The organism is Yoonia sp. MH D7 (assembly GCF_054439475.1).
Window position 1 is genome coordinate 2,505,243 of record NZ_JBTJCF010000001.1, and the last position, 12,837, is coordinate 2,518,079.

At 53.9% G+C, this 12,837-nt stretch carries 11 protein-coding genes; 3 read left to right on the forward strand and 8 right to left on the reverse strand.

Annotated features, from left to right (window positions below):
• The first annotated feature begins 138 nt into the window (after positions 1–138).
• Both ACXLHR_RS12380 and ACXLHR_RS12385 read left to right on the forward strand, forming a co-directional pair.
• The gene (locus tag ACXLHR_RS12380; protein WP_458791736.1) at positions 139–345 is read left to right on the forward strand and encodes a hypothetical protein; all 207 of its coding nucleotides are present in this window, start codon (positions 139–141) and stop codon (positions 343–345) included.
• Between the two features lie 113 nt (positions 346–458).
• A complete protein-coding gene (locus tag ACXLHR_RS12385; RefSeq protein ID WP_458791737.1) occupies positions 459–1,085 on the forward strand; it encodes a hypothetical protein in 627 nt (208 codons plus the stop codon).
• Here ACXLHR_RS12385 and ACXLHR_RS12390 read toward each other — a convergent pair.
• The 8 genes from ACXLHR_RS12390 to leuC all read right to left on the reverse strand — a co-directional run bounded on the left by ACXLHR_RS12390 (position 1,082) and on the right by leuC (position 10,809).
• A complete protein-coding gene (locus ACXLHR_RS12390; RefSeq protein WP_458791738.1) occupies positions 1,082–3,595 on the reverse strand; it encodes a cation:proton antiporter in 2,514 nt (837 codons plus the stop codon). The two genes, ACXLHR_RS12385 and ACXLHR_RS12390, sit on opposite strands and share 4 nt — an antisense overlap.
• Before the next feature lie 554 nt (positions 3,596–4,149).
• Positions 4,150–5,124, reverse strand: coding sequence for a DMT family transporter (locus ACXLHR_RS12395; protein ID WP_458792542.1), 975 nt, complete (start codon positions 5,122–5,124; stop codon positions 4,150–4,152).
• 83 nt (positions 5,125–5,207) lie between these two features.
• Positions 5,208–6,311 (reverse strand): 3-isopropylmalate dehydrogenase, encoded by a 1,104-nt coding sequence (leuB, locus tag ACXLHR_RS12400; RefSeq protein ID WP_458791739.1) that lies wholly within the window; start codon positions 6,309–6,311, stop codon positions 5,208–5,210.
• 70 nt (positions 6,312–6,381) lie between these two features.
• On the reverse strand, positions 6,382–7,419 hold the full coding sequence (locus ACXLHR_RS12405) for an endonuclease/exonuclease/phosphatase family protein (protein ID WP_458791740.1): 1,038 nt from the start codon (positions 7,417–7,419) through the stop codon (positions 6,382–6,384).
• A 17-nt stretch (positions 7,420–7,436) separates the two neighbouring features.
• A complete protein-coding gene (locus tag ACXLHR_RS12410; RefSeq protein ID WP_458791741.1) occupies positions 7,437–8,375 on the reverse strand; it encodes a hypothetical protein in 939 nt (312 codons plus the stop codon).
• 55 nt (positions 8,376–8,430) lie between these two features.
• Positions 8,431–8,637 (reverse strand): hypothetical protein, encoded by a 207-nt coding sequence (locus tag ACXLHR_RS12415; RefSeq protein ID WP_458791742.1) that lies wholly within the window; start codon positions 8,635–8,637, stop codon positions 8,431–8,433.
• A 22-nt stretch (positions 8,638–8,659) separates the two neighbouring features.
• Positions 8,660–9,265 carry a 3-isopropylmalate dehydratase small subunit gene (gene leuD / locus ACXLHR_RS12420; RefSeq protein WP_458791743.1) on the reverse strand — a complete coding sequence of 202 codons (606 nt, stop codon included), beginning with the start codon at positions 9,263–9,265 and terminating at the stop codon, positions 8,660–8,662.
• 137 nt (positions 9,266–9,402) lie between these two features.
• Entirely contained in the window at positions 9,403–10,809 is a 1,407-nt protein-coding gene (gene leuC / locus ACXLHR_RS12425; protein WP_458791744.1) for a 3-isopropylmalate dehydratase large subunit, read from the reverse strand.
• Positions 10,810–11,289: 480 nt separating this feature from the next.
• Here leuC and ACXLHR_RS12430 point away from each other — a divergent pair, with 480 nt between their 5' ends.
• Positions 11,290–12,669 carry a mechanosensitive ion channel family protein gene (locus tag ACXLHR_RS12430; protein ID WP_458791745.1) on the forward strand — a complete coding sequence of 460 codons (1,380 nt, stop codon included), beginning with the start codon at positions 11,290–11,292 and terminating at the stop codon, positions 12,667–12,669.
• Positions 12,670–12,837 lie beyond the last annotated feature (168 nt).

Sequence of the window (12,837 nt, forward strand, 5' to 3'; positions counted from 1 at the left end):
ACTCCAAAATTGCATTTTACAATGGGAAATTGGTAGCTGCATAATCGGCAAGGATAAGGCAGACTAAGTGTAAATAAGAGATTTTCGCGTTGCCTTTGTTTCTGGCAGCAAACTTCAGAAGGAAAACCGATGCAGATAATGGCTCTTGCTCCCATTATTTCGGTGGGTGTCACAAATGCTGCCGTTGCGCAGGACACGGGACCAACAATCGCCGAGATTAACGAGAATGATTTTCCAAACAACGCGGTGTCCGACACCACGCGCGTGAAACCCGGTGGTAAAGTCGACACGCATTTGCTGCGCGAGGTTGATATCCAAGCAGAGCACGGCACCATTGTGGAGTAATATCATCAATTCAAAAGACACGCTTCAGGGCGCCGTTATGGCCCGACTTCAGTTCACCGTCGATTGGGGCGCACGGTCGTGCTTGCCTCTTCCATCTGTTTGGGAGCAAAAAATTGATTGAGAACATCGGAATTTCCGGGCTAGTTTTGCTCCTCGCTATCTTCATAGCGATACGATTTTTCAACACCCGCGGAGTTCTCTCACGCAAAACCGCGCTTGCCAAAGATATCGTGCGATTTGGGGATACACCCTGCGCAATTATCGACGCGGCATGGACCGGATCGGACTACACCGGTCTGGACGCAAAGCTAAAAAACTGGAACGCCAGAATCCGGTCTTTGGCGCACTTACACAATGCGTCTCCCACACTTCATGAAACGCCGTGCGGTCTGCCCTTTGCAATTTCGGTGTTGGATGACGCTCTGAGCATCCTCAAACGCTGCGCCCCGTCAGATAAAAGACCGTCAGGAACCGTCCTGCGCCAGTTGCGCGGCGGCATAAACGATATGCTTGATACGTTAGAAAGCATCGGCGTGGCCCCGACAAACGAAATTCCGGCACGACCGGTTTTACCAGATCGTATCAAAAACTATTTAAACCGTGTCGGCTTTGAATCGCAGGGCGAGTTTATGCTGCGCCGCAGCTTATTGCTCGCATGGGTAAAATACGGCGGACACACTTGGTACGACGACCAGCCAACTTACTGGATTGGCGACCCGAAAAGCGGTAGCGACAGTTAAGGGGCTTTTACGTTTTCTTTCAAAATCAAATCCGGATCAATACCACGCTGCTGCGCGCTCGCACGAACGGCGTTACGCAACGCAGCACTTTTGTCCAACAGAGACCGGAACCGCTCAACATCCAAAACAAGCAACGTTGTCGGGGCAATTGCACGGACTTCGGCACGCGGCGAGCTTTTCATTAAAAAAGCGACTTGCCCGAACATCTCAGCCCGCCCCAACCGCGATACCTGCCCCGCAGTTTCCAGCTCGACCGCACCTGAAGCAATAAAAAATACATGGCTCAAGGGACCGCCCTTGCGCAGAACGATCGTGCCTGCATTGACATAACGGGTCTTGAGGGCACGCCCCAGTTGTCGCACAGCCTTAGCGTCCAAGTCAGCAAACAGCGGAAATTGCTTTATTAAGTCGACGCGCTGCACTGCAATATCAAGCGGCGGCCGCCCCTCGGCCTCGGCGCGCCGCGATGACAGGCCCTGCATCAATGTGGTGTATACCTCTGCGCCGATCAAACCGTCTTCGCGCATAGTGGTATATTCCCGCTCTTCCAGCCGCAAAGTTGTGCGCCGGATAAATCGCCGTTCCAATTCCTCCGCATACCCGGGATATTGCAAGCGAAGGCCTTCAAGTGCGGTTTCAATCAATTCGACACGACGGGTCAAAAGCTCAAGCAAAAGATCAGCCACGCGTCGCCCGTGGATCCGCCGAATGCGCCCCACGATGAAACTATCGAGGTCGCGCAGTGTCAGCCGTTGCGACAACAAAAGTTCAAAACGATCCGCTGTCAATCGCACCAGCGGCTTCGACACCCCAAACCGTCCATGCAGCACCCCCGCCGCGCGAAAAGCACGCCCATAGGCGACCGACCGACGCGCCGCCCGTTGATACCCGTTTCGTCCACCAGCGCGTGCGCCTTCAATCAACCGATCAGCGTCCAACAGTGTTTGCTCTGCCATACGCGCCGAGATTGTGCGCTCGTGAACGCGGTCGAGAATTGTGTCACGCTCAAAACCAGCCAGCGCGATCAGCCCCAAAGTAATCCGGTCCCTATCCTGGATGTCATCGCTTTCCTCGGCAGTTTTTACTGCGATTTCCAAACGGTCACCGAATATTTTTGCTTCTGAACGCACAACATCATGGGACAGGGAATAGTCTTCGGTTGTGCGCGCCACGTCTTCACGCACGGTTTGCAGCGCGACCGCGACCACCTGGCGTGACATCGCCTCATCAATGGGCGAAAGACGATCTAACCCCAGCCAACTGATAACCAAGCGTAGCGTCGTCCCCTGCACCAGCAGCGTAAACAAAGTAAAGCCGGTAGCAAGGATGCCGACCAGACGCTTGACTTCAATCGGCACCCGCAGGCTTTCAGTGACAGCAAGCGCCAGCGCAAGTGTGACAGCCCCCCGCAGCCCACCCCAGAGGATTGCCGTGCGGTAGGGCCTCTCTACAACCGGAGATAAGTTCATCATCGAAAGCAAAGGCAGAAGGCCAAAAATGATCACCGCACGTGCGGCAAACGCAGCCATTATCACCACGCCAATCAGCGCAAAATCTGTAAGCCGGACATCTTCCAGCAAGCGGGGAATCAGAAGTGCGGCGAGAATAAAGATCAACGCTCCTGCCCAGTGCGCAAGCAAATCCCACACCTCGCCCAAGTTTATCCATGCTTTGGGTGGCAATCGCCCGGGTCCCATCAGGTTAAGTGTCAGACCGGCCGATACCACGGCAATCACCCCCGATGCTCCGACAATTTGTTCCGACACAATATAGGCCAAGTATGGAAGGGAGACCGAGACCGAGACGAGCGCTAGTTCATGCGCACCAAACAGCGCCATGATCCAGATTGCTACACGCGCGGCCAGCCACCCAGTCAACGCACCACCCGCGATCAGAACCGGAAACTGCGCCAACGCATTGCCTAATTCGGGGTCCGGTGCGCCAAGCATCACAAATCCCATAAACAACCCGAATAGCGCAATAGCGGCGGCATCGTTCAACAGGCTTTCGCCCTCGATGATCCGTGACAGGCGGCGCGGGGCCGAGAGTGATCGAAAGATCGACACAACAGCCGACGGATCGGTTGTAGACACAATCGCCCCAATTAACAGACATGCCGCCAGCGGCAGCGAACTCGCCCAAGACAGCGCATAGCCCACGCTGAATGTGGCGAAGACGACCGCGACAACCGCTAGCACCATGATCGGCACCCAATCATCCAGCATCCGACGCAGGTTCATCCCAAGTGTTGCCTGAAACAGAAGTGTTGGCAAAAACACATAGAGGAAAACATTCGACCTGATCGGAAAGCCAAGAATAGCCTCTGCGATCGGGTTGAGCGCATCCGTCAGGTCAGTTTGCAAAAAGAAGATTGCGCCAGATCCGATAAGGATGCCTACAAGAGCAAGGATCACGCTGTATGGCAAACGCAGCTTTGCTGCCAGCGGTTCTGCTGCGCCGATTACAATAAAAAGAGAAGCGATAACCGCCAGAACAAGAACAATATCCATAAGGTTACAAGTATCCTAGATTAACCGGCGCTGGAACAGCTATGACAGCCGAGTTCCGGAAATAAATATTTGGGACCCCGCCAAGAAAACGGCACTAATGCCCCCTTTCTCTGGGATTTTTTCACTAACTGACAGACTGGTATTTTTCCGCAGGGAAAATGGGCTTTACGTCTACAAATCAACCGCTCAAACGCCACCATTTTCCTTTAATGCCCATTTTGTGCGCAGCGCGAAGGCGCTTGCTGGCAAATGTCGAGCGGCAGTGATATTTTGATCTAGACCGCGGTCAAAGTCGTGGTCCAACCCAACGCATGTGTATTGGCGTCTCCGATCAATCTTTTCACCACGCAACGTCACCATCTCGGGGCAAGCGTTCATGCGTAACGTCAGCTTTTTGCCGTGCGTGCGATGCAACAGTCGAAAAAATTAACGCGAATTCTGCGATGGAACCGCGATGTCCAGAATTGATCGGGCCAGCCCTGTGCAAGGTGGGAACCCACACGCACATTCACGCGTATCTTTCAACAAGCTGATCTGGCCCGTCAAATAGGCAACTAGTCCTTGCGGGGCTGACGCGGAGGGATCACGCCAGCGGCCCGCATAAACAGACTAATACGCGGCGTTGTGCCCGTCTCACCTCGCGACCGTGTGCGCAGAACAGGGGTATTTTTGGACGTTCCGGCGCGGGTTTCGCGCAGCACAATATATAACCCGCTTGTCATAATAATCCCCGCACCAATCGCGGTAGGCAGGTCAATCGTCTCGCCAAAAAAGAACATACCATAAGCACTGGCCCAGATAATCTGGCTATATTGCATCGGTGCAATAATCGCCGCCTCTCCCGATTGGTAGGCGGTAATAACCATCCGGCTCGCAGTCCATGCAAATACCGCCACAACCCCCAAAAGACCAAGATGCTCAATCGGCATCGGCACATAAACCAGCGGTAAAAGGCACGCCATCACAACAAAATTTGTAACCATCGGGTATAACAACATCACCACGGGACGCTCATTCCCACCAATTTTCCGCACGACAATAGAGGAAATCGAACCGCCAAGCGCCGCCACAAGCGCGGCAACATGGCCCGCAGATAGCTCCGTTGAACCGGGGCGCAGCACCACCAAAACGCCGACCAATCCGACCAACACGGCCGCCCAACGACGCTTGCGCACCTTTTCACCTAAAACAGGAATAGCCAAAATGGTGATCAATAGCGGCGAGGCAAACAAGATCGCATAAACCTGTGCCAATGGCAGAACCGTAAAGGCGTAAAATGCCGAAACGCCCGTTGCGACCACCGCCACTGTTCGCAAAGCCAACCACCACGGATGCCGAGGGATTAGCGTTTCCGCAGTGTTGTCACGCATCAACATGACTGTTGCCAAAGGGAACGACAATAACACCGAAAAGAATACGATCTGAATTGGCGAGTACGATGCGCCCAACACTTTGATCGCGATGTCATGGGTCGAATAGATTGCAAAAGCAGCCAGTGCAATCAGCGCGCCACGGGCGTTTGGTGACATCAGCAATCCCTCTTTACTCACACCCGCTTGCGGACGAGTGTTGCACAAAACTAGTTAATAGCCCCTTGCAACACTCTATTTTTTTAAAGCGATGCGTCAAGCGCCGCCAAAATCACATCACCCATTTGCACAGTCGAAAGTGGCACACCGCCGTCGGGGCCCATCAGGTCACCCGTGCGCGCACCATCTGCCAGTACCTTTTCAATCGCCGCTTCCAAGCGTGTCGCCTCGTCACCCTGATCAAACGAATAACGCAATGCCATCGCAAACGACAAAATACAGGCAATCGGATTCGCCTTGCCTTGGCCTGTAATGTCAGGCGCCGACCCGTGAACCGGTTCGTACATCGCCTTTGGACGGCCATTCGCCATCGGCGCACCCAGCGACGCGGACGGCAACATACCTAGCGAGCCGGTCAACATTGCCGCGCAATCTGACAGAATATCGCCAAACAAGTTGTCGGTATAAATCACATCAAACTGCTTGGGCGCACGCACCAACTGCATCGCACCGTTGTCGGCGTACATGTGGGTCAGCGCGACCTCCGGGTAATCGGCATGCACTTCGGTCACAACATCGCGCCACAAGATGCCTGATTCCATGACATTGGCTTTTTCCATCGAGCACAGCTTTTTGTTACGCTTCATCGCCATTTCAAACGCTGCACGAGCGCCACGTTCGATCTCGGCTTCAGTATAGCGCTGCGTATTGATGCCAACGCGCATGTTATCTTCGAGATGAATGCCACGCGGTTCGCCAAAGTAAACGCCCGATGTCAATTCGCGCACAATCATGATGTCCAAACCGGCGATCAGCTCTTTTTTGAGCGACGAAAAATCGGCAAGCGCATCAAAACACTGCGCAGGACGCAGGTTCGCGAACAGGTCCATTTCTTTGCGCAACCTCAAAAGGCCGCGCTCGGGCTTGACCGAAAAATCAAGGTTATCATAAGCAGGACCGCCAACTGCACCTAACAAAACCGCATCCGCGCTTTGCGCTTTTGCCATCGTGTCATCATGCAGTGGCACCCCATATTTGTCGTAGGCCGCGCCGCCCACAAGATCCTCGGACACGTCAAAATTCAGGTCACGCTTCTCACCAAACCAGTCGATAATTCGCTTCACCTGATCCATAACTTCAGGGCCGATGCCGTCACCGGCAAGAATCAAAAGGGATGGGTTCGACATTTGGCTTTTCCTTGACTAAAAACTGTTGTTCATGCCCTACCGCGTTGCGCTTAAAGGATCAAGATAACACCTAACGGGCAACATCAACCCAGACCAAATGATGCGCCCCCGCAGCCATACCATCCCCCCCCAAGAGAGCCGCTTGCGGATCATCGGGCGCGGGCCAGAACACGCCGCTATCCGTCACTTTCCAGTCTACACTTGGCAAAACATAGCTGACACGCAAATTCCCCGGCCCGTCTTGCGGCCAGTCGGCAGTATCCATTTGTGCAGGTCCTTTGTGCGTGGGATCTGCTGCGAATAACGCGCCTAAACTTTGCGGCGCAGGGTCTTGAATTTCGGCACGTCTCAGAAAATTTAACATTGCTCCGATCAAACCGTCGCCGTCAAATGGATCAAGATTTGCATTCCCCACAACAAAGAAAGGCAGATCTCGACCGTCTTCGATGACCGTCTCCCAAAGACGCAACTCGTCACGGTTACGCAGTCCGTTTTTATCCTCGGGCCCGTCGAAAACCGGTGGGGTCGCCGACCAAGCAAAAATGTCGAACGGCACACCACTCGTCGGCAAAATCGGCACAATCCAGTGGGACGATGTCGAAAGCCGCTGGATCTCTTCCACCTCTAGACTAGGAAAGGATTTGCCGTCTTTTTCCGGCAGTTCTGCGTCGCGCAGATCGCGCCACAGCAACGCCGAGAAATCAGTCACATTCGCTATATCAATCGGAAACCGCGACAGGACGTCCAACCCGCCATCACCGCTAAACCGACCATAGCCCTGCCCGTCGCGCGCATCACCTGTGCGTCCGTCCCCTTCCATATCCAACCCCGTCTGCATCCCCGTATTGGGCAGTGCCGAAAAGCGGTGCGCGAATAAAACCCCCTTTCGGGCGAACAAGTCTTTCGCAGCCGACAAAGCTAATCCATCAAGGTCATAGTCAAAATCAGTGAGCACAATCACATCAGGCGCGACCGTTGCCACCACCTCGGCAATTGCATTGATCTGCGCATCCTCGCCCTTGCGAATATCGCGCAGCAACACGCCCGGACCATCCCGACTTAAAGGCGCCGCAAAAGTGGCGATGCGCAGGGTCTCGGCGCTCGCCATGCCCGCAAAAAACAGAGCTATGCAGGCAACAATCCATCGGCAGCGGCTTTGGCGTAAGCGCGCTTGCGTTGGATATAAATCATCTGCGCGACGCGGCTTAGGGCTATGCCTCGCATAAGAAGACTGGCGGGTAAAAAAGCCCATGCTGTGACTGCCCAAATTAACGTTTGTGGATCATCTAGCGGAATTTGACCGACCATGCGCGTCATCACCTGCAAAACCGCTGGCACTATAAATGGCAGCAAAAATCCTAAGATAAGGTTAACCTGGCTGTCGCGGTTCAGACGGGCCACAACGTCGCCGCCTGCCGTCGGATCAAAGGTGGGAAGGTTTACCCAGACGTTAAAGGCACCTGTATTTCGCGGCCAACCGCGCATGCGCAGCAGCACCACAAACACGCCCAGCGACAAAAGCGAAATCAAGTAGCTTAGCCCCGCTGCTGTTCGCACACGTTCTAATTCACCCGCTGTCATGCCCGCAGGCAAAGACAACATAAACAACCGCACGGGAGAGTATGGGAAGTCGATCGAAGCGCCGATACGCTGGCCTATTTCCTGGATAAGTACAGTGATGGTCGAGGCGTCATTGGTCGGGCTGAAAATTACCGAAAGCGACATCACAGTCACCAACAGCGCACCAAAACGCAGGCGATTAAAGGGCGGTGCGGAGCGAAATTCAACAATGCTGGGACTGCTGGCGCTATATTCAACGATCGTGAAACACGCAGCAAAGATCGCAACAAGCGTCACAATTTGCGTCGCATCAACACCCGACATAGGCAAGATGACTGATGGTGTGATGATCATCAGCACGACAAGCGCTGCGCGCGCTAAAGCTCCTGGTAGACGTGAAAACACTGCTCTACTACCCTTATTGCGGCCGGAAACGATACGATGCCGCGCCCTTATGCCGTTTTGATCCTGCGCAATCGCGTCAGGCTGCCACGTTCTAACCATACGTTTGCCCAACTTTGGTTAGCCGTTCAAGTCACTGAGACACTTGACAAAAAAACTAGGGCAGATTTGCGACAGGGGTGGTGCGGGATTGCAACCATTTAAAAGCGGCGCAGAGGACATGTTGCGGGTGACCACAATATGTAGCGTTTGCGAGCAATACACGCCCCAGTTGCATAAGTGATTGATTAACCAGCATGTCTGAAGGATCATAATCTAAAATTGGAATTAGCTTCAATTTCAGCGGGTCTGTTGGTGCGGTCATAATGACCGCACCATAATCTATCTTAAACCCAAGGGCGCGATGCGGATGCGGCGGCCTCGAATGTGTCAATTGCGGCGGCTTTTTCCATCGTCAGGCCAATGTCGTCCAGACCGTTCATCAAGCAATGCTTTTTGAATGAATCAACTTCAAAGGTGAACACTTCGCCGTCCGAGGACGTGATTGTTTGCGCTTCGAGGTCGATTTCGATGCGCGCGTTTGCGCCTTTATCGGCGTCTTTCATCAACACGTCGACCTGTTCTTGTGGCAGTGCGATTGGCAGGATGCCGTTCTTGAAACAGTTGTTGTAAAAGATGTCGGCGTAGGATGGCGCAATCACGCAAGTGATGCCAAAATCGGCAATCGCCCAAGGCGCATGTTCGCGTGACGAGCCGCAGCCAAAGTTGTCGCCAGCGATCAGAATTTGCGCGTCGCGGTAGGCCGGTTGGTTCAGCACAAAGCTTTCAATTTCGTTGCGGTCGTCGTCGTAGCGCATTTCGTCAAACAGATTTACGCCCAAGCCGGAGCGTTTGATTGTCTTAAGAAATTGTTTCGGAATGATCATATCGGTGTCGATATTGACCAGATCCAGCGGTGCGGCGATGCCGCTAAGTTTCGTGAACTTTTCCATTTTCAGGTCCTTGTTCAGCCCTGTAGGGGCAATTCGTTAATCAGGTGTGACGATGCTGTTAACCTTTGGGGCGCAAAAAGCGGTGTCTTGAACGCGTCTTTATTGCGTCTTCCCCGCGTCTTGCACCCCCAAGCGATTTACATCAGGTCACGCACGTCGGTCAGGTGGCCCGTGATTGCAGCCGCAGCCGCCATCGCAGGTGACACGAGATGAGTACGTCCACCACGTCCCTGACGGCCCTCGAAGTTACGGTTCGATGTCGCAGCACAGCGTTCACCGGGTGCGAGTTGATCCGGATTCATCGCCAGACACATGGAACAACCCGCCAAACGCCATTCGAAACCTGCATCGATGAAGATTTGTGCAATGCCTTCTTCTTCGGCCTGCGCACGCACCAGACCAGAGCCAGGCACAACCATCGCACGCATACCTTCTTTGATCTTTTTGCCCTTCAAGATTGCCGCAGCGGCGCGGAAATCTTCGATGCGTCCGTTGGTGCAAGAGCCGATGAACACGGTGTCGATTTTGATGTCAGTCAGTTTTTGACCAGCGGTCAGGCCCATGTAGTCAAGCGAGCGTTGCGCCGCGCCTACTTTACCGCCCTTAAACGACGACGGATCAGGCACGACGCCAGTGATTGGCAGCACGTCTTCGGGCGAAGTGCCCCAAGTGACCAATGGTGCGATGTCTTCGCCTTTGATGGTCAGCACTTTGTCGAAATGTGCGCCTTCGTCGGTGAAGAGGGTTTTCCAGTAGGTCAGAGCCGCTTCCCACTGCGCGCCTTTTGGTGCGTGTGGCCGCCCCATGCAGTAGGCGTATGTGGTTTCATCAGGTGCGATAAGCCCAGCGCGTGCGCCGCCCTCGATCGCCATGTTACAGACGGTCATCCGCCCTTCCATGGACAGGGATTGGATTGCTTCGCCGCAATACTCAATCACGTAGCCTGTGCCGCCAGCGGTGCCGGTTTGACCAATCACCGCCATGGTCACGTCTTTTGCGGTCACACCGGGCGCAAGTTTGCCCGTGATTTCGACCTTCATGTTTTTGGATTTCTTCTGGATCAGCGTTTGGGTGGCCAAGACGTGCTCGACCTCGGATGTACCGATACCATGCGCCAGCGAGCCGAACGCACCGTGTGTGGCGGTGTGGCTGTCGCCGCAAACGACGGTCATGCCGGGCAATGTCCAGCCTTGTTCAGGTCCAACGATATGCACAACACCTTGGCGCACATCGGTCACAGGATAATAATGCAAACCGAATTCTTTTGCGTTGGTGTCGAGTGCTTCGACCTGAATGCGGCTGTCTTCTGTCATCGATGCGGCATTCGCACGGTCCAGCGTCGTTGGCACGTTGTGATCAGGCACAGCAATGGTTTTGTCAGGTGCGCGCACCGTGCGGCCAGTCATGCGCAGCCCTTCGAAGGCTTGCGGGCTGGTCACTTCGTGAACGAGGTGCCGGTCAATATAGAGCAGACAGGTGCCGTCATCTGCTTCGTGTGCGACATGCGCGTCCCAGATTTTATCATAGAGCGTTTTGGGGGACATGGTCCTCTCCCGTATAAATGGATGTTGAATAGTGGGCAGGCGAATGGGAGCGGCGGTTAGCCGTTTGCGCGAATTGTGCAAGATGCGCCGAAGAACCGCCAAGGCAGTCGTGCGCGATCATCCATGTCAAATACCTGTGTCATGTCTACGCAGATATAGACCAAAAGCAAATCTCGCAAGGGCAGACCGGAGCGTTGGCACCCCGGTCCGCCCGAATTAACGGCCGTTTAGCTGCGTTCAGGCACAAGTCGAGCGTAGCTGTCGCTGCTATTGACTGTCTGCGTCGGAAAAGCCGCCATGACGGTCGCACAAGATGAAATGTTCATTCTGTGGGGGGGCAGGATGTTGCGTTCAAAAACTGTCCCGCAGATCGACAGCTTGGTCGAATAGAATTGATCGGTCTGTGATTGCCTCGCGTTGTCGGTGCTTGAAATTGGCGCGGAACCCATGCCACACTGATAAAAAGGGAGCCCCGCGCATATGGCACAGCATGATGATACCGGCGGCGAGACCCTGCAAAACGTGCCGCTGACGCAGATTGTTGACGTGGGGCAGTCGTTGCTGGGGGAACTTGAAGCGCTGCTGGTAATGCTGTTTCGGACGTGGAATCTGTATCAGGTCGGCATTGCGATTGTGCTGTTTGGTGTGGCGCATGTTTTACGCCTGATCTTTGGTCCTCGCATCCGAAGCTGGATGGCAAGTCGGGATAATTGGCCCAAATGGCGGATGCGTATATTGGCGGTCGTGCATCAGCGACTGCGTGCGATATTTTATGTGGCGCTGTTATGGGCGGCTGTCGTCGTGATGCGCGAGATTACGATCTGGACGAGTCGCAGTTATTTACTTGCGATTTTTGCGAATCTGGCGACCGCTTGGCTGTTGATTGTGTTTGTGACGCGGCTGATCAAAAGCCAGTTTTTGCGCAAACTCGTGCGTTGGGTCGCCTGGACATATGTGACGTTGGAAGTGTTTGGCCTGCGCGAAGATGCGACGGACTGGCTTGATCGCGCGGATTTCCACATTGGCGATTTCCGGTTTTCACTTTTGTTACTGGTGCAGGCGTTTATCATTATCGGGGTGCTGATTGCGCTGGCCCGTTTTGTGACCACAACAACGACAAGCAAAATCCGCGCCAATGATGACATTAGCCCGTCGATGCAGGTATTGATCGTCAAAGCATTGCAAATCGGGCTTTACGGAGCGGCGTTTTATATTGGCGTCAAGGCCATCGGGATTGACCTGACAGGGCTTGCGGTGCTGTCGGGTGCGATAGGTGTGGGTCTGGGTTTTGGTCTGCAAAAGGTTGTGTCGAACCTTGTGTCGGGGGTGATTATTCTGCTCGATAAGTCGATCAAGCCGGGTGACGTGATTTCACTTGGTGACACGTTCGGCTGGATCAATTCGTTGGGCGCGCGCTATGTCTCTGTCGTCACCCGCGATGGTAAGGAATACCTGATACCGAACGAGGATCTGATCACCGGACAAGTGGTCAACTGGTCGCATTCCAACGATTTTGTGCGGCTTGATATTTTTTTTGGCACATCTTACAGCGACAATCCACATGACGTGCGCAGGCTTGCGATTGATGCAGCACAAAGCGTGGAACGTGTGTTGAGAACGCGGCCCACCGTCTGTCATATTGTGGGCTTTGGCGACAGTTCGGTCGATTATATCCTGCGGTTCTGGATCAGCGATCCGACTGGTGGCCTGACCAACATTCGCGGCAATGTCTTTCTTGCGCTTTGGGATACATTTGCAGAAAACGGCATTTCAATTCCATTTCCGCAGCGCGAAATTAAGGTTTTGAACGACAAGGACATGCCGATCAAGAGCGACAGGGATTTTCCAACCCAATCCTGAGTGGCACCGTCGCGGATTGCAGGAATCGCGGATGTATTCAGATACCACCGTTTCTTGATCCCAAACTTTCCTAAAACCTCTTGAAATCTCATCGTAATCCTGAGCCGATTATCGTTTTGCTGCGTCCGGAATTAAGATACAATTCGCGTAAGTGTTATGTCAGAGGAA

Bases quoted from the DNA above. Each gene is read 5' to 3' on its own strand.
- ACXLHR_RS12405 (WP_458791740.1), bottom strand. From the start codon at position 7,419: ATGGCGAGCGCCGAGACCCTGCGCATCGCCACTTTTGCGGCGCCTTTA.
- ACXLHR_RS12410 (WP_458791741.1), bottom strand. From the start codon at position 8,375: ATGGTTAGAACGTGGCAGCCTGACGCGATTGCGCAGGATCAAAACGGC.
- ACXLHR_RS12395 (WP_458792542.1), bottom strand. From the start codon at position 5,124: ATGTCACCAAACGCCCGTGGCGCGCTGATTGCACTGGCTGCTTTTGCA.
- ACXLHR_RS12380 (WP_458791736.1), top strand. From the start codon at position 139: ATGGCTCTTGCTCCCATTATTTCGGTGGGTGTCACAAATGCTGCCGTT.
- ACXLHR_RS12390 (WP_458791738.1), bottom strand. From the start codon at position 3,595: ATGGATATTGTTCTTGTTCTGGCGGTTATCGCTTCTCTTTTTATTGTA.
- ACXLHR_RS12430 (WP_458791745.1), top strand. From the start codon at position 11,290: ATGGCACAGCATGATGATACCGGCGGCGAGACCCTGCAAAACGTGCCG.
- leuC (WP_458791744.1), bottom strand. From the start codon at position 10,809: ATGTCCCCCAAAACGCTCTATGATAAAATCTGGGACGCGCATGTCGCA.
- ACXLHR_RS12415 (WP_458791742.1), bottom strand. From the start codon at position 8,637: ATGACCGCACCAACAGACCCGCTGAAATTGAAGCTAATTCCAATTTTA.
- leuD (WP_458791743.1), bottom strand. From the start codon at position 9,265: ATGGAAAAGTTCACGAAACTTAGCGGCATCGCCGCACCGCTGGATCTG.
- leuB (WP_458791739.1), bottom strand. From the start codon at position 6,311: ATGTCGAACCCATCCCTTTTGATTCTTGCCGGTGACGGCATCGGCCCT.